The 15455-nt window shown below is 61.2% G+C and carries 21 protein-coding genes, 1 pseudogene and 1 riboswitch; of the genes and pseudogenes, 8 read left to right on the forward strand and 14 right to left on the reverse strand.

All coding sequences use genetic code 11. The annotated features are described in order from the left end of the window. Positions 1 to 12: 12 nt before the first annotated feature. From ACTQZF_RS06070 to ACTQZF_RS06080, 3 genes are all read right to left on the reverse strand, one after another. The gene (locus ACTQZF_RS06070; protein WP_441554811.1) at positions 13 to 1392 is read right to left on the reverse strand and encodes a serine/threonine protein kinase; all 1380 of its coding nucleotides are present in this window, start codon (positions 1390 to 1392) and stop codon (positions 13 to 15) included. Positions 1393 to 1490: 98 nt separating this feature from the next. After that, positions 1491 to 1913 carry an XRE family transcriptional regulator gene (locus ACTQZF_RS06075; protein WP_154517313.1) on the reverse strand — a complete coding sequence of 141 codons (423 nt, stop codon included), beginning with the start codon at positions 1911 to 1913 and terminating at the stop codon, positions 1491 to 1493. A 39-nt stretch (positions 1914 to 1952) separates the two neighbouring features. Next, positions 1953 to 2495, reverse strand: coding sequence for a DUF4352 domain-containing protein (locus ACTQZF_RS06080; protein WP_154517316.1), 543 nt, complete (start codon positions 2493 to 2495; stop codon positions 1953 to 1955). Positions 2496 to 2777: 282 nt separating this feature from the next. On the opposite strand from ACTQZF_RS06080, the gene ACTQZF_RS06085 reads away from it, so the two are divergent. Beyond that, positions 2778 to 3095: a hypothetical protein gene (locus ACTQZF_RS06085; protein WP_441554812.1), complete on the forward strand. Its 318-nt coding sequence runs from the start codon at positions 2778 to 2780 to the stop codon at positions 3093 to 3095. A 183-nt stretch (positions 3096 to 3278) separates the two neighbouring features. On the opposite strand, the gene ACTQZF_RS06090 is transcribed toward ACTQZF_RS06085, so the two are convergent. From ACTQZF_RS06090 to ACTQZF_RS06110, 5 genes and pseudogenes are all read right to left on the reverse strand, one after another. Then, complete coding sequence (locus ACTQZF_RS06090) at positions 3279 to 3389, reverse strand: hypothetical protein (RefSeq protein ID WP_427748381.1); 111 nt, start codon at positions 3387 to 3389, stop codon at positions 3279 to 3281. Between the two features lie 62 nt (positions 3390 to 3451). Further along, positions 3452 to 4225, reverse strand: a pseudogene (locus ACTQZF_RS06095) (N-acetylmuramoyl-L-alanine amidase); the annotation flags it as partial. After that, positions 4215 to 4358 (reverse strand): hypothetical protein, encoded by a 144-nt coding sequence (locus tag ACTQZF_RS06100; protein ID WP_441554813.1) that lies wholly within the window; start codon positions 4356 to 4358, stop codon positions 4215 to 4217. The gene ACTQZF_RS06100 and the pseudogene ACTQZF_RS06095, both read right to left, overlap by 11 nt. Continuing rightward, entirely contained in the window at positions 4351 to 4575 is a 225-nt protein-coding gene (locus tag ACTQZF_RS06105; protein ID WP_441554814.1) for a hypothetical protein, read from the reverse strand. Before ACTQZF_RS06105 ends, ACTQZF_RS06100 begins: the two co-directional genes overlap by 8 nt. After that, positions 4575 to 4790, reverse strand: coding sequence for a hypothetical protein (locus ACTQZF_RS06110; protein WP_087227534.1), 216 nt, complete (start codon positions 4788 to 4790; stop codon positions 4575 to 4577). The genes ACTQZF_RS06105 and ACTQZF_RS06110 overlap by 1 nt, the downstream gene beginning before the upstream one ends. Positions 4791 to 5024: 234 nt before the next feature. Here ACTQZF_RS06110 and ACTQZF_RS06115 point away from each other — a divergent pair, with 234 nt between their 5' ends. Genes ACTQZF_RS06115 through ACTQZF_RS06125 form a run of 3 tightly spaced genes read left to right on the forward strand, consistent with a single transcriptional unit; the run spans position 5025 to position 7291 of the window. After that, positions 5025 to 5348 carry a hypothetical protein gene (locus ACTQZF_RS06115; RefSeq protein WP_427748376.1) on the forward strand — a complete coding sequence of 108 codons (324 nt, stop codon included), beginning with the start codon at positions 5025 to 5027 and terminating at the stop codon, positions 5346 to 5348. Further along, positions 5345 to 6685 carry a hypothetical protein gene (locus tag ACTQZF_RS06120; RefSeq protein ID WP_441554815.1) on the forward strand — a complete coding sequence of 447 codons (1341 nt, stop codon included), beginning with the start codon at positions 5345 to 5347 and terminating at the stop codon, positions 6683 to 6685. Before ACTQZF_RS06115 ends, ACTQZF_RS06120 begins: the two co-directional genes overlap by 4 nt. Positions 6686 to 6721: 36 nt before the next feature. Then, complete coding sequence (locus tag ACTQZF_RS06125) at positions 6722 to 7291, forward strand: hypothetical protein (RefSeq protein WP_441554816.1); 570 nt, start codon at positions 6722 to 6724, stop codon at positions 7289 to 7291. On the opposite strand, the gene ACTQZF_RS06130 is transcribed toward ACTQZF_RS06125, so the two are convergent. Next, positions 7179 to 8003, reverse strand: coding sequence for a hypothetical protein (locus tag ACTQZF_RS06130; protein ID WP_441554817.1), 825 nt, complete (start codon positions 8001 to 8003; stop codon positions 7179 to 7181). The genes ACTQZF_RS06125 and ACTQZF_RS06130 overlap by 113 nt on opposite strands. A 30-nt stretch (positions 8004 to 8033) precedes the next feature. Beyond that, positions 8034 to 8222: a hypothetical protein gene (locus ACTQZF_RS06135; protein ID WP_441554818.1), complete on the reverse strand. Its 189-nt coding sequence runs from the start codon at positions 8220 to 8222 to the stop codon at positions 8034 to 8036. 639 nt (positions 8223 to 8861) lie between these two features. Here ACTQZF_RS06135 and ACTQZF_RS06140 point away from each other — a divergent pair. Next, the gene (locus ACTQZF_RS06140) at positions 8862 to 9047 is read left to right on the forward strand and encodes a tyrosine-type recombinase/integrase (protein WP_441535847.1); all 186 of its coding nucleotides are present in this window, start codon (positions 8862 to 8864) and stop codon (positions 9045 to 9047) included. A gap of 12 nt (positions 9048 to 9059) precedes the next feature. After that, on the forward strand, positions 9060 to 9632 hold the full coding sequence (locus ACTQZF_RS06145; RefSeq protein WP_441554819.1) for a tyrosine-type recombinase/integrase: 573 nt from the start codon (positions 9060 to 9062) through the stop codon (positions 9630 to 9632). Between the two features lie 165 nt (positions 9633 to 9797). Here ACTQZF_RS06145 and ACTQZF_RS06150 read toward each other — a convergent pair whose 3' ends face one another. From ACTQZF_RS06150 to ACTQZF_RS06165, 4 genes are all read right to left on the reverse strand, one after another. After that, a complete protein-coding gene (locus ACTQZF_RS06150) occupies positions 9798 to 10067 on the reverse strand; it encodes a hypothetical protein (RefSeq protein WP_441554820.1) in 270 nt (89 codons plus the stop codon). A gap of 83 nt (positions 10068 to 10150) precedes the next feature. Further along, positions 10151 to 10492, reverse strand: a complete 342-nt coding sequence (locus ACTQZF_RS06155; RefSeq protein WP_427727846.1) for a HigA family addiction module antitoxin — start codon at positions 10490 to 10492, stop codon at positions 10151 to 10153. Next, positions 10464 to 10745 (reverse strand): type II toxin-antitoxin system RelE/ParE family toxin, encoded by a 282-nt coding sequence (locus tag ACTQZF_RS06160; protein ID WP_427747940.1) that lies wholly within the window; start codon positions 10743 to 10745, stop codon positions 10464 to 10466. The genes ACTQZF_RS06155 and ACTQZF_RS06160 overlap by 29 nt, the downstream gene beginning before the upstream one ends. A gap of 100 nt (positions 10746 to 10845) precedes the next feature. Beyond that, positions 10846 to 12033 (reverse strand): amidohydrolase, encoded by a 1188-nt coding sequence (locus tag ACTQZF_RS06165; protein ID WP_441554821.1) that lies wholly within the window; start codon positions 12031 to 12033, stop codon positions 10846 to 10848. Positions 12034 to 12177: 144 nt separating this feature from the next. Then, a riboswitch (Lysine riboswitch) is annotated at positions 12178 to 12346 on the forward strand. A 65-nt stretch (positions 12347 to 12411) separates the two neighbouring features. On the opposite strand from ACTQZF_RS06165, the gene dapA reads away from it, so the two are divergent. Next, a complete protein-coding gene (gene dapA, locus ACTQZF_RS06170; protein WP_441040964.1) occupies positions 12412 to 14721 on the forward strand; it encodes a 4-hydroxy-tetrahydrodipicolinate synthase in 2310 nt (769 codons plus the stop codon). Continuing rightward, positions 14714 to 15454 carry a 4-hydroxy-tetrahydrodipicolinate reductase gene (gene dapB / locus ACTQZF_RS06175; protein WP_441554822.1) on the forward strand — a complete coding sequence of 247 codons (741 nt, stop codon included), beginning with the start codon at positions 14714 to 14716 and terminating at the stop codon, positions 15452 to 15454. The genes dapA and dapB overlap by 8 nt, the downstream gene beginning before the upstream one ends. Position 15455 lies beyond the last annotated feature (1 nt).

Consider the following 15455-nt stretch of genomic DNA (forward strand, 5'->3'; position numbering starts at 1 on the left):
GGCCCTTTTCTTTTAGGTAGCGGAGGTATCGACGACGCCGGTCGCATTGGCAACCGCGACTATGACGATCATGCATAGGAGCAGCACACCCAATGCCTTGAGACAGAGTTTCGCGAGTTTCTTGCCGCGATAGCTGTCGAGCAGTGCGAATCGCCGACGTAGACGGCGCTTATCGAGCACCGCAAAATGCATAAGCGCCATAAGGCCATCGACAAAGAAAAAATACTCGATTATGAGAAGCCACGTCGGGTAGCTTTGGTTTGCTCCCGTGGGTTGAAAGACGGCAAAGTGACTTCCGGCAAAGAACACAAGCAGCGAGAAGCAGACGAGCGTATTCCAAATGCGCCCCAGGGACTCCGGAACGTGAGAGAGCAGACCGCATGCAGTGGAGGTGGCAGGCCTAGGAAGCCTTGCGGGGTTCTGGAGCCCTTGGGGCGTCAACAACGTCTCCGAGGCCGGAGTACAGACAGGCGCAGGCGCAGGAGGCCGCACGGGGCGACTCAGATCGTATGCCGCGCGCGTCGCCCGTCCCAACGCTTCCGCACTTGCAAAGCGCTTGGCCGGATCGAGCGCCATCGCCATGCAAACGACATCGGCAAGTGGAGTGGGAATGCCGCGCACCTCGCATTGCTCGCGCATGTCGAGCCCTGGTTTAGGGTCGACTCCCGTCAAACAAAAGAACAGCAGGGCACCGAGCGCGTAGACGTCGCTTCGCACGCTCGTCTGCCCAAACCCATACTGCTCGGGAGGCGCATAGGGCCGTGTCCCAAACTTGACAGTATCGGCATCGGCGCCATCGCGCCACACGCGCGCGATCCCCAAGTCGATAATCACCAGCGATGAAAACGTCAGGCCGTCATCAGGCGTATAGTTGGCACCTGCCACGATGATATTCGACGGCTTGAGGTCGCGATGGATCACCGGCGCCGAAGCCTCCCCCGCCATTGCAAAACCGGCATGGAGCTCGCCCACGGCGTCGCAAAGGACAGGATACAATTCACGCGCATAATCGGGAGCGGCTCCCAGACGGTCCACCAGTGCCCCGAGTGTCTCCCCTTCGATGTATTCCATAACCACGTTGAGCTCGTCGCCCGCACGACGACAATCGACGATTCTGGGCAGGTGCTCAAAACGCCTGCCTGCCCGCTGAGCGGCAAACAGACGCTCGTATGCCCCGCCGATTTGAGCCGAAGCATCGATGCGTTTACGGACAAAGGGACCGAGCGAACCACCGCCGGTTCCTTCAAAGTACACGAGCTCGGTTGTTTCAACAGACGAGCGCTTAAGTACACGCTCCACGCGATAGCTGTCGTCGCGATCGAGCGACGCCAGGTGCTCGGCAAGCGCTGCGGTCAGCTCGTCATTGGAATATGTTGGGGTCTGAGTATCCATAGCCTCCATCATAGCGCAGGGCGCAGACACCCCATGGCATCCGCGCCCCGTTCGTTTGCATCGTTGTTCGACAGCTCCGCCGGCTCAGATATCAGCGGCTAATTCACCGTCTCCTCGCCAAAGCGATACAGCTCCTCGTTGACCTTTTGGAGGCTGCACCCGCGATCGATGCAAAAGATGATAATCGCATCGCGGCGGTCCTTGCAGTTAAGGACGCTTACCCCGGCAGCCGTCAGCGCACGGTTGGTCTCTTTGAGCGTCAGCGCCATCGCAAAGGCAATCTGCAGCACCTTATTGCGACTCGGATGACGCGCACCGGTAAAGATCTGATAGCCAAAGGTCTCATTGAGATCGGCCATACGAACCACGCGCGAGCGCTCCAAGCCCTTTTCCTGCAGTAGCTGCTTCAGGTAATCCGAAAGCGACGGGGCGGCAAAGTCGTGCTCCCTGATATAGCCATCGATGTTCGGCGCATCGAGAAGCTCATTGAGCAACTCCTCGGTCAGTTTTTTATCGGGCATACGACTTCACCTCCCATCCGGCGCAACGGTAGCGACATGCTAGGCCAGCACCCAGCTTGCAGTGGCAGACTTATCAAACATGTTGGCAAAATACAGTGCCTTCTTGATATCGCCATCAAAGTAGATATTGCCCGCCACGGAGCCACCGGCGGAAAGGGTACCAGACTGCAGCTCATCGGAGCCCTCGCTGTAGTAACCCTGATTCTGTTGGGCGCCGTTGGCGTCCTCGCCCTTCCAGTCGTAGATATTGTAATCTGCGCCCTCATCGCCATTGTTGACGTACGTGACGTGAATGCCCGTCATGGTCGAACCGTCATAATTTGTAAGGCCGGGCTGGACGGAATCGACAACGACGGAAAGACCGGCAGCTGTGGTCACCGTCGTGCCAACCGCCAGGTCAGTCGTAGGCTGCTCTTCCTTCTTCGCCTCTTCCTTCTTGTCGCCATCGCCAGCGTCCTCGGTGACGGTCGCCTTATCGCTACCACAACCGGCAAGAAGACCGGCAGTCCCCAAGGCGACGGTGGCGAATGCGCCAAGTGCAGCGCGACGGCTGAGCAGCACTTCGTTTTCGAGCTTTTTCATTATGCATCCTTCCTACGATCCGGCTACCGCGCCGGTACACAGCACATCGTAGGAAGGATTAAACTTGAATTCATTAGCTGAGAGCTAATTAGAAGGCGCACCCCAGTTCGAAACAGCGGACAACAAATTGCAAAATTTTCGCAGGTAGATATAGGTGTCGTAATGAGGTCGGATAACACTTCGCAACGGCTTGAAGCGCTCCGAGCGGGTTTATTCGTACCGTAATTCTTACCACCCCAGATAAGGGGAAAACTCACTACATGAGAGAATTGGAGCACAGGCATGACCGACTGGAAGGCACTCGAGGACACCGAGGACCACGCCTACTTCATGGCGGAGCTCGTGGACATCTCGCCCGAGAGCTTCACCCTCGAGGAGAAGAAGCAGATCCTGCACGACATGATCGCGAGCTCCTCCGCCATCGAGAACGCGATGCGCGACGAGTTCGCGGAGCTCGACGAGGTCACCCAGACCCGCCTGATCGACAACCTCGCGGCGGACGGGCCGCGAAGCAGCGAGTGGTGGCACGAGGTGCTCGTGGACGGCCCCAGGCACCGAGACTTCCCGACGCTCTCCGACGGCCCGTGCCGGAGGCGGTAGCGACGGAGGCCCTCGCCCCGGCAAAGGGGCGAGGGCCTCTCCCTTGTGTACTCCTTAGTGAAGAGACAAAACGCTACGTATCGAGCCTGCCCGCGAGCCAGAGCAGCGGAACGAAAGGCAGCACACCCAGGCACAGCAGCACGGCGAGCGCCGTGGCCACGCCCCAGCGGACGTCCTCGCGCGTCACGACAGGATCTCGTTCACGCGGGCCTGCACGGCGTCGTAGAGCGACCCCAGGCGGCGCTTGCGCTCGGCGCCGTTGCCGTAGTCGCCGCGGATGACGGCGCGCGCCAGGGCGTCGACGTCGGCTCCGCCAGACGAGCCTCCCGAGGAGCCCCGGTGCCCAGCATCTCGTTCACGCGCGCCTGGACCTCCGCATAGCGAGACCCAAGCGCGGCCTTGCGCGCCGAGCCGTTGCCGAACTCGCCCGTGAGCACCCGGCGCGCGAGGTCGTCCACGTCGTCAGAAGCCGGCGCCTGTGCCGCGCCCCCGCCGGAGCCCCCGACCAGGATGCGGTTCACCTCCGCCTGCACATCGTCGTAGCGGCTCCCCAGGGCCGTGCGCCGCGCGTTCCCGTTGCCGAACTCGCCGGCGATGACACGCCGCGCGAGCTCCGCGACTGTGCCCTCCGGGGCGGCCGCAGTCGTCCCGCCGGACGCCGCTCCGCCCGTGATCGCGGCCTTCAGTGCCGCCCACTTGGACGCCGCCACGTAGGGCGCGGGGCAGAGCTTGCCCGTCACGTCGTAGTGGCGGATGACCCCGGAGGCGCCGATGCCGTACCTGGCCATGAGCTTCTTGACCAGCCATCCCAGCTTCTCGACCTCGGTCGCGCTGAAGTCCTCGCCTGCCGAGACGACCTCGGTGCCGATCGCGCGGCAGCTCATCTGCCAGTCTCCGGCGTGCCAGGTGGTGTCGCCCTCGGCCACGCTCTGGTAGATCTCGGGCGTGATGTCGTCGACGAAGTAGTGCGCGGAGGCGCCCTGGCCCTCGTTCCGCGCGAAGTACGTCGCGTTGTTGCGCGCGGACGCCAGGGTCGCCGTGAAGTGCACCACGATGCGGTCGATCGCGCGCGAGCGCCCGCGCGTCATGTGGTCGCTCCCGCACTGCTTGAAGAGGATGCTATACGCCATCGGGCACCTCCTCGAAGCCGCCGTCCTCGCCCTCGTCGGGATCCCAGCCGTCGGGCGCTGCCGCCTCGACGCTCTCGCCGTGCAGTGCCTCCCAGCGCTCCTCCTCGCTCGCGAACTTACGCCCGTCACTCATCGGAACCACCGCCCGTCGGCAGCGCCGCGCCGAGCTCCGCCATCACCGGCGACAGCACGGCCATCACGAGCGCCACCACCACGGCGCGCCACTCGGGCTCCAGCACCGCGCAGCCCACGAGCATGTCCACTTTGGCCACGACCACGCCGAGCACGCCCTGCACGATCGTTCGCGCCAGGCGCCACGGCCACTCGTTGGTTGTCAGGAAAGCCTCCATCATTGCCCCTTCCGCATGTTCTCGATCTCCGCCTTCACGACGGCGACGTCCTGCTCCAGGGCGTAGGTGCGCTCGACGAGGCAGTTGTGCCTCTCGACCTGACGCGTCAGGTTGTCGATCTTGACCTCCATGACCGCGCGGCTGCGCGAGTTGGACACGAGCACCCCGGCGAGGGTGAGAACCCCCGTCACGAGCGCCGCGACGACCGACTCCATGCGCGCCTCCTCCCCGGACGGGAACGCCCCGCCACTCGGGAGAAGTGTCCGATGCGGTCACAAACGACTATGTTTAGCTGCGGTAATGTTGCGAAGCTTCGCCTTCCGTCGCTTCACGCAACAGTTCACAACTCAATCCCTCGTCATGCATATCCCACTAAACGAAAGAGACGGAATTGCTGGACGTTATAATTCGGGCAACGATTGACTCTGACGCCAAGGGACAAGGGAACGATGAATGCCTTTCTGAACATCTTGAGAAACCTAGGTCCGCATCTAAAAAAGGCGCTTCCAAAAGCGCTCCCGTTCCTAGGTGCCGGTCTCACGGGGGTGCTTGGCTTCTTCCTGGGAGCAAAATGGAAGTACAAGCAGTACGAGAAGAAATATGCAGCAGTCTGTGAGGCACTTCTGGTCCTGCAGGAGAAAATAAAACGTCTTGAGGCGGAGAGAGCGCCGAAGAGAGAGCTTAAGAAGGCAAGGAAAGAGCTAGAGGAGAAGACCCAGGAGAAACTTGAGATTGAGGAGAAACTCGAAGAGCTGAAGCGGGACGCAAGATGAGAAGGAAGAGGAGCGACATCGTCCAAGAGGCAGAGGACGTCCTCTATTCGCTGTACGCAAGAGCTGAAAACCTCGAAGGCTCCCAAAAGGGAGAGCAGAGATCGATGCTAGAGGCTGGAGAGATGACTTCCTTTGCTTCGCACGAGGATGAATCGGATTCCTCGGCGTCATCTTGGAGCAAGTTGGTCAAGGAAGCGCGAGCGAACTATGGGAGCGACCATCATGTGGAGGAGCTTCTGACGGAAGAAGAGCTCGCGTCTGCAGACGAAAAAGTTCGCATTCTCAACGAGGAGTACAACGCGCTCCACAGGCTCAATCCCGTAGACGTCGCCATCAGCGTGTCCGCTGGAATCCTCTCGTCGGTCGTTGACATCCTGCTCGTTGGCATCCCGGAAAGAACTTCGGAGGGTACGAGGGGGAAGCCCCTTGAGAATTACGTGCGTGACTGGTTCCTCGAGAGGTTCCCACCCGAGGAGATGGAGAGACTTGCGCGAGACGTCTCGTCGAAGGTCCCCTACGACGCCCCGTACAACGCCGGGTTCACGAGCGAGTACGTCGAGGGGCTATGGCCGGCAATGCACAGGCTCTACTCGCTGGGGCACGACCCGCTGCTCGGGTTCGTCGTGGGAACGCTCGACATCCTCACGGGGAGGATGACCACTATCGACAAGTTCGGAAGGATCCTCTCGCAGGAAATACCCCGCTACGCCGGACGCGAGGAGGCAACGGTCTTCGCGGCTCTCTGCAAGCAGGTCATCCACCTAAAGTCCGACATGACCACCTCGATGGGTCTGCCGGCGCCGCTCATGGGCCTGTTCAACCTCATGCAGTTCGGGAGTGTGGGCGAGGAGGAGCAGACCATCGCAGAGATTGTCCAGGGCATGTACTACGAGGGCTACGACTTTCAGCACTTCTGCACCCAGGCCATCCCAGTGATGCTTACGGAGGTCGTGGTGCGCCTCGGTTACTTCCTCAAGAGGGTGTCAGAGGGGTACGGCGTAAGGGAGTCCATCCCAATCACCGCCAGCAGGGAGAAGCGTCCTAAACTCGGGACCATGCTCTTCATAGCCCACTCCCTGGCAACCGCGGTGAATGCCGGAAGGGTCGCGTTCACCAAGAGCCCGATGGCGATAAACGGACCTCAATGGATGGTCTTCGCCTGCAGGTCCTTCGCCCAGGCGAAGTGGGTCCTTATCAACAAACCCGCGAGAAGGCACGAATACGTGATGCAGGCTTTGGAATCCGAGCTTGCGGCGGCGGCGCCGCCGGAGGCTGGCGAAGTCATCGTGCTGGGCGACGAAACGTATAACGGCACGAAAGACGCAGGCAATGAGTGATAAAGGAAAAACTCAGGTCATGAGGAGGAGCGCTGAATGACCAAGCTAGGTTGCCCGTGCGGGAACACCCTATGGAACGGATGTGACGAGAACAACCCTCAGTGCTGCTTTTATCCATGGGAAGAGCTCCGAAGCCACATGGATGACCTCGCTTTTTTTGAGCTGGAGTATACCGCCGGAGTAAGAAGCGTGGAAATCTGGCAATGCTGGGAATGCGACCGCCTGATGGTCTTCGACAACCCGAAAAGCAACAGCGTAACCAGGTGGTTCAAAAGGGTGTGTGCAGACGACTTCCCGAAGGAGATGGAGAACGAGACGCATGAGATAGGAGTGTTCTTCAATGACGCATTCTTCGATACGGTATGCAGGAAACTTGATCTAGAAGAGGGATCAGACAAGTACAGCTTCATTGGAATGAGACACGACCCCGCAGAAAATCTTCTCTCTCCGCGTGTGATGATGGAGAAGTTCTTCGACGCAACGAACGAACGCGTTAGAAACTGGTGGAATGCGAGGGTATACGAAGACTGGATAGTCCTCTATGACGCCTTTGACCACGATATGGAACAGCCGTTGAAGGCATGGCGTCGTTACCAGCCGAATTAGACCAAAAAAGCAGAGCCCCGCCCCTCGCGCCGCCCACGCCGTCGATCCTCATGTACTGGTAGCCCGCGCGCGAGCTCGCGTAGGTCGTGCCCGCCCCTCCCACGAGCGAGGCGCACTGGTAGAACGTCTGGAAGCCGGAGACGCCGGAGGAAGGCAGCGCCCAGTCGGCGTCCGCCCAGATCGTCACGAGAGAGCCGCACCCGCCGAAGGTGTAGGCGAGGTCCTCGAGCGAGGACGGGTCGAGCCCGGAGAGGTCGATCTCGGTGAGCCCCTCGCAGCTGTTGAAGGTGTGCTGCATCTCGCGCACGCCGCAGAGGTTGCCCATCCCCGTCACGTCGGTGATCGACTGGTGCCCGTAGAACCAGTAGTTCGTGTTCACGTGGTCGTAGGTCGCCATGTCGGCGGCGATCTCCACCGCCTCCACGTCGTGCCGGTGGTCGTACCAGGGCTGGTAGCCGACGGAGTTGTACCGGGCGTTTGCGCACAGGAGCCCCGATGACACGAGCTCCCGCCCCGCCTCGGGGTCGGTCAGCACTCCGTCCACCCCGTAGTTGAGCTCGTTGTGGTTGTCCATCTGCTCGGGCACGTAGCCTTGCCCGCCCACGAGCCTGCTGCACCCGCTGAACATGAGCGACCCGCTCGTGGCGGACGAGGTGAACCCGTCCGCCCAGATCGTCTCGAGAGAGGGGCAGCTCACGAACATCTGGTTCATGCTGGTCGCTCCCGAGAGCTCCTCGAAGCCCTACACCTCCACGAGGTTCTCGAACCCGTGGAAGAGGTAGCTCGCGTTGGCGAGCCCGCCCTCGGAGAAGTCGCCGTCGAAGACGACGCGCGTCGCGGAGAGCTTCACGTCGTCCCATGGGCGGACACCCGCCGAGGAGTAGCCCTCCGGGTCCACCTCCCAGGCGTCCAGGATCACCGCGCCGGGCATGTCGGAGGAGCGCCCGTCGCGGTAGTTGAAACTCGAGCGTATCGTCCGCGAGCAGGATCGCGCGCATCTCCGCGCCCACGTCCCATGCGAGCGCCAGGATGGCCGGCGCCATCTCGGAGGGCTTGTAGGTCTCCGAGAGCCCGTTCTGCGCGCGGATGGCGTCCGCGATGCCGTCGAATACGGCATCCGAGATCACGCTCGCGCCGGCGCCCGGCGTCGCCTGGAAAGGCGCACCCGCCTTGGTGCCGTCGAGCGTGAGAACCGCCGCCGCCATCTCCGAGGGCAGGTAGGTGCCCGTGCCGCCGTTCTGGACGCGGATCGCGTTGGCGATGTCGGTGAGCACCGACCTCTGGATCGTCCCCACGGCCATCAGAACTCCACCTCGCTCAGGTCGTCCAGGGCGGCGATTGCCTGGTCGACGTACTGCTTCGTCGCGTAGACCGAGAGGACGGGGCGTCGCGCCCGGCGCCCCGTCCTCGCCGTCCTGTCCGGGCGCTCCCTGCGGCCCCTGCTCTCCGGTCTCTCCCTTGAGGCCGGAGAAGGCGAAGGCGAACGTGCGCGCCCCCGGCGTGCCGCCGAGCGTCACGGTTACCGACGGAGCGCCCGTGGAGGCGTCCACCCTTCACCTGGGAGGCCGGCATCGCGTACTTCCTCGCGGTCAGCACCGGGATGCGTCGCGGGGAGGTCTGCGGCCTCTCGTGGCGCGACGTCGACCTCGAGAGCCGGGTCATATCGATCCGCAAGTCCTACGGCTGCTTCGGGAACCTCAAGGACCCCAAGACGAAGGCCGGCGTGCGGCGCCTCCCCATGCCCGACTCCGTCTGAGACGCCCTCGTCATGCACAAGGAGGCGCAGAAGGCCCGCATTGACGAGTACGCGGCGGAGCAGGAGAGGCTGGCGAAGAAGAACGGCGAGAAGCCCGGAAAACGCCTGGAGCAGAGCGAGAGCACCCCGGTCGTTCTCAGCACGACCATGGGCAGGCTCAGCCCAAACGTGCTCGAGGCATGGTGGCTGCGCGACCGCGAGACGCTCGGCCTCAATGGCTGGGCGTTCCACGAGCTTCGCCACTCCTACCTCTCCACTCTCGCCCTGAGGGACGTGCACCCCAAGGTGATGCAGGAGCTGGCCGGCCACGCCTCGAGCGAGATCACGATGGAGATCTACACCCACGTGAACATGGAGGCCAAGCGCGCGGCGGCAGACGTCGTGAGCGACCTCTTCTCCGAACCCGTCGAGGCCGCCCCCGCCGTCACTCCGATCGTCCAAGTCGAGCCCCGCGTCATCAACGGCGGGCGCCGACTAACCCTCGTAAGCTCACCTCGTGAGCGCGTAGAAAACGCCCCCGAAGGCGCCTCAGAGCAACCCGAAGAACGATTCGTACCGGATTCTTACCAGGCAGCAACCCGCTGAGAGGAAGTCAAAAGAAACGATACGCTCTACCTGCGCATTTATTCGCCTTTTCGAGTCCGCTGCCTCCCTACGTCATTAGCTGAGAGCTAAGGTTGCGGTAAACGGCCAATGCAGTTATCCAAACGCCGAGCAAACGCACTTTGCGCGACCGTCTGCCAGTAGTGATCAACCCACCGTTACGGATTCCCCGGTAAAGGCACTGATCATCAACAGGACAAAGAGCACCAGGTAGCTGACACTCAGCGGGTACGCAATAATCAGGAAGACGACCCCGCCGACATTGGTTTTACCGTCGGCATGGCGTTGCTCGCGATTGCGGCAGAGCCAAATCGTCACGCCAATGGCCACGATCAGCAACACGAGTGCCGCTGCCGCCAACCCGGCAAGCGCAAACATAACGCCAATGCTCACAGCAATAACCGGAAGCAACAACAAGCCGCATCCACACCCACCGGGACTATAAACGGCAGACTGTCGGCGTCGCCCCATCGTCACTCCAACCTCAACATCTTTGAACACTACAATGCGATAGCCTGCTGAACAGGAACGATCTTATCCAGTTCCGGCTCGATGCGCCTCTTTTCCGCCTCGAGGTCAAACGCTATCTGGGCGCGCAGCCAATAACCATCCGTTAGGCCAAAGTAGCGGCAAAGGCGAAGATCGGTGTCAGCCGTAACACGACGCCTCCCCAAAATAATCTGCCCAATACGCTGTGCCGGAATCCCGGTCTCCTTAGCAAGACGATATTGAGAAATGCCCATAGGAACAAGAAATTCCTCTTTGAGAAGTTCACCAGGAGTCACCGGTGACAGCAAATCGGGCGCGGTCTCATCACTTGTGATAATCGACGATTTCGACATTCCAAGCCATCCCCTGTCTCCACTCAAAGCAGACCCGATAGCGCTCATTAACACGGATACTATATTGGCCGGCGCGATCGCCCTTCAACGCTTCAAGACGATTGCCCGGAGGAACGCGAAGGTCATCAAGTGAAGCACAAACCTGCAGTTGACGAATCTTCCTCAATGCGACCCGCTCAAAGGGCACGAACCTCCTGACCCGCACACCCATTGCAAAACGTTCGGTATCCTCATCTTTGTACGATGCAATCATAGTATCGCCTTACGTTAATAACGTCAAACGTTTCTACAGACATACATCTCTATTATACCGTACATTTGTTCGTATTTTCTAGAACATGCGCCCGCGCCGATTAACCAAGCAAAAGCAATCGTTTGTAGACATCGAGGCCCTTGAGCAAAATTTCCTCGTCAAAGAGCATGATATCGGTGTGAAGGGCGCTCGTGGCATAGGCGGGACAGCCATCCGAATCGCTCGGGTTTTCTTGCGCCTCTGGCACGCCCGTGCCCAGCAAGAAGAACACGCCCGGCAGATGGCGCTGATAGAACGCAAAGTCCTCGGCAATTAACAGCGGCTCCTCCACAAGCTGCAGACCGGGCAAGGCAGGCGCGACGCTGGCAAACAACTCGGGGTCGTTGTCGACCGGCGGATAGCCCTCGGCAAAGTCGAGATCGTACGTGCAGCCCGTTGCAGCGCATGCCTCATCAAGCACGCGGCGCACGCCCTCGCGCGCCCGATCGAACATGCCGTCCGTAAACACACGCAGGCTTCCGGCCACATGGGCCTCCCCCGCCACCGCGTTGCAAACCGTACCGGCCTGCAGCAGACCAAACTTGCCGATACAGGGCTCGTCGCCGCCCAGCTCGTCCATCAGCTCGCGCTCGGCAACCAAAAACTTCGCTGCCGCCAACGCGGCATCGTGCGACTCCTCGACCGGCACGCCATAGGTCTTAGCAATATGGATGCTCGTACCGTGAATATAGATATGCGTCTCGCTCGAACGCGCCAGCAGCGGACCGGAACAGCTCGCCAACGTGCCGGCAGGCAGATCGGGCCACACATGGAAGCCAAAAATGCGGCCGACCCCATAGCGCTCGAACACGCCGCTCTCGCATACCGTCTTGGCACCACCGGTCGTTTCCTCGGCCGGCTGGAACACAAAGAGCACGTTGCGCCTCATGACGCCCGGCTGCTCGCGAATCGTACGGTCGACATACGTCGCGGCGGCAAGTGCCATGGCCATGTGACCGTCATGTCCGCAAGCGTGCATCTTGCCGGGATGGGTCGAGGCAAAGGCCGCCCCTGTCGCCTCCTCAATGGGCAGCGCATCCATATCGGCGCGAATCGCCGTGGCATGCGCGGCATCAACGCCGGCGTCGAAGAAAGCGCAGACGCAGCTGGGGCACGGATGGGTCACTTCGCAGGTGAGCGGTGCCAGCACGCCCTCGATATAGGCAATGGTTTGCGGAAGATCGAAATCGAGCTCCGGAATGCGATGGAGATCGCGCCGATAGCGACGGAGTTCTTGGAGCTCGGTCATAGAGGATCCCTTCGTGAGGCACATTTGTTGCAACTTATTGTGATACAGGATTGTGGCGCACATGTTTCCAGCATATCCCTGCATTTTTTAAACGTTATATACGAATACTCTTGTTTGGTAAAGTGCAACGTGATAGGGTCTTTACCACTTGATAGAGGCGCGGGCACGAAGAGCCGCGGGTGAGCCGGCAGGCTTTGACCCCGCGGGGAGGCGAAACCCGCCGAACTGGGTTTTTCGGGCACGAACAACCTGGTGGGCCTGTGGGAAACACCCACAGGACTGTCTGCAGCAATGCGGGAGCGCTATCCGGACATTGGGTCCACGCTATGCGGATTCGATGCGCAGATGGCGCCGTCTGGATAGCGAGGTTTACGGGACATGGCATTGACCCCCAACGAGGCATATGCGGCCAAGCAGCCGTTTGTGGACAAGGAGACGCTCGAGCATATCGTCGAGCAGTTCCCCACGCCGTTTCATCTATACGACGAGGCGGGCATCCGCCGCAACATGCAAGAGGTGCGCGACGCCTTTGCGTGGAACCCGGGCTTTAAGGAATACTTTGCCGTCAAGGCCAACCCCAACCCGGCACTCATCTCCATTCTCAACGAATACGGCTGCGGCTGCGATTGCTCGAGCTATACCGAGCTCATGATCGCCCGCTCGCTGGGTATCACGGGACACGACATCATGTTCTCGTCCAACGACACGCCGGCTGCGGACTTTGAGCTCGCCGACAAGCTGGGTGCCATCGTCAACTTTGACGACATCAGCCACATCGAGTTCTTTGAGCGTGTTGCGGGGCCCATCCCCAAGACGGTCAGCTGCCGCTTTAATCCGGGCGGCCTGTTCCAGCTCTCCAACGGCATCATGGACAACCCCGGCGACTCCAAATACGGCATGACCACCGAGCAACTTTTCGAGGCCTTCCGTATGCTCAAGACCAAGGGTGCCGAGGACTTTGGCATCCACGCCTTCCTTGCCAGCAACACCGTCACCAACGACTACTACCCCAAGCTCGCGCGCATCCTCTTTGAGCTTGCCGTGCGCCTGGAGCGCGAGACCGGCGCACACGTCGCCTTCATCAATCTATCCGGCGGCGTCGGCATCCCCTACCTGCCCGAGCAGCAGGCCAACGACATTCACGCCATCGGCGAGGGAGTGCACGCGGCATACGACGAGATCCTGGTCCCCGCAGGCATGGGCGATGTGGCAATCTACACCGAGATGGGCCGCTTTATGATGGGCCCCTACGGCTGCCTGGTCACCAAGGCCATCCACGAGAAGCAGATCTACAAGGACTATATCGGTGTCGATGCAAGCGCCGTCGATTTGATCCGCCCCGCCATGTATGGTGCCTACCACCACATTACGGTGATGGGTCAGCCGGGCGGCGCCGACAAGGGCACAGCGCCCGTCACGAACACCTATGACATCACGGGCAATCTGTGCGAGAACAACGACAAGTTCGCCATCGATCGCGAGCTACCGCATATCGACATGGGCGACCTGCTTGTAATCCACGATACCGGGGCGCATGGCTACTCCATGGGCTACAACTACAACGGACGGCTGCGCTCCGCCGAGGTCCTGCTGCGCCCCGATGGCGCGGCCGACCTCATCCGCCGCGCCGAGCGCCCGGGCGATTACTTTGCCACGCTCGACGTGCTGCCGTGCGGCCGAGAACTGTTGGCCAAGTCGCGCGCCGAAAGTGCCCGCCACCGCGCCCAAGACGAGCGCCTAGCAGTCGCCGCCCAATGGAACAAGCGCATCCAGATCGCCGAAGCGAAGGAGAAGAACATGGACATCCGCAATCTCGAGGGCTCAATCGTCGCCCTGGTTACGCCGTTTAAAAAGGACGGCAGTGTCGACTTTGATGCGCTCGAGCGCCTTATCGATTTCCACCTGCAAAATGGCACCGACGCCATCCTCGCCCTGGGCACCACCGGCGAGAGCGCCACGATGACCGACGACGAGGACAACTCCGTTGTCGCCGCGGTGGTCAAGCAAGTTGCAGGACGCGTTCCCGTCATCGCCGGCTCGGGCTCCAACTCCACGCAGACCATGCTCACCAAGTCGCTCACTTACCAGGGCTTGGGAGCCGACGGCCTGCTGCTCATTACCCCCTACTACAACAAATCCAACGAAGAGGGTATCTACCAGCACTTTAAGACCGTCGCCGATGCCGTAGACATCCCCTGCATCCTGTACAACATCCCCGGCCGCTGTGGCTGCGGCATCAGCGAGCGCAACGTGGAGCGCTTGGCCGCGCACCCCAACATCATGGGTATTAAGGAAGCCTCGGGCAACGTCGCCTACGCTGCCAAGATCGCCCACCTGCTGTCCGACGACTTCCGCATGTACTCGGGCGAGGACGCGCTCACCGTACCGCTCATGAGTCTGGGTGCTTCGGGCACCATCAGCGTGTGGGCCGACGTGCAGCCGCAGCTCGTACATGACATGTGCCGCGCCTATCTGGACGGTGACGTGGCACGTGCCCGCGATATCCAGATTGCCGGCCAGCCGCTCATCAATGCCCTCTTTAGTGAGGTCAACCCCATCCCCGTCAAGGAAGCGCTCGCCCAGATGGGTATGATCGAGGCAAACTACCGCATGCCGCTGTGCCCCATGGCAGACGACACGCGCTCCGCACTTACCGATGCTCTGAAGGGAGCTGGTCTGCTTGATTAAGACCGTCATTATGGGAACGGGCCGCATGGGCTCGCTCATCCGCACTACCGCCGAGGGTATTGTCGACGCTGCCGGAGAGCCCGTTTTTGACATCGTCGCCCAGATCGGCTTCGACTTGTCCGAGCTCGAGAACGCTCCGGCAGCCGATGTCATCATCGACTTCTCGAACGTTGCGACCTTCGACGCCGTCGTCGCCTATGTCGAGCGCACGGGTGCGGCGTTGGTCTCGGGCACCACAGGCTATACGCCCGAGCAGATGGATCGCCTGCGCGAGCTGGGTCAGAGCGCCTGCGTCATGCACTCCGGCAATTACTCCATCGGTATCGCAGCCCTGCGTCATCTGGTGGCACAGGCCACGCGAGAGCTGCCCGGCTTTGACTGCGAACTCGTCGAGACGCACCACAACCAAAAGGTCGACGCCCCCAGCGGCACTGCCAAGTTGCTGCTCGACGCCGTCGTCGAAGCCGAGCCCGAGGCAGGCTACCACCCCGTCTATGGCCGCGAGGGCATGTGCGGAGCGCGCGACCCCAAGGAGATCGGCGTGCACTCGCTGCGCGGTGGCACTGTCGCCGGCGTGCACGAAGTGAGTTTCTTTGGCCAGGACGAGGAGGTCACGCTCACGCATCGCGCCACGAGTCGTCAGATCTTTGTCAACGGCGCCTTGGCAGCCGCGCAGAAGCTCGTCACCCGCGAACCCGGCTTCTATACGTTCGACCAGGTCATGTTTGCCTAAC

It is taken from the genome of Collinsella sp. LCP19S3_H3, assembly GCF_052119145.1.
Taxonomy (GTDB): domain Bacteria; phylum Actinomycetota; class Coriobacteriia; order Coriobacteriales; family Coriobacteriaceae; genus Collinsella.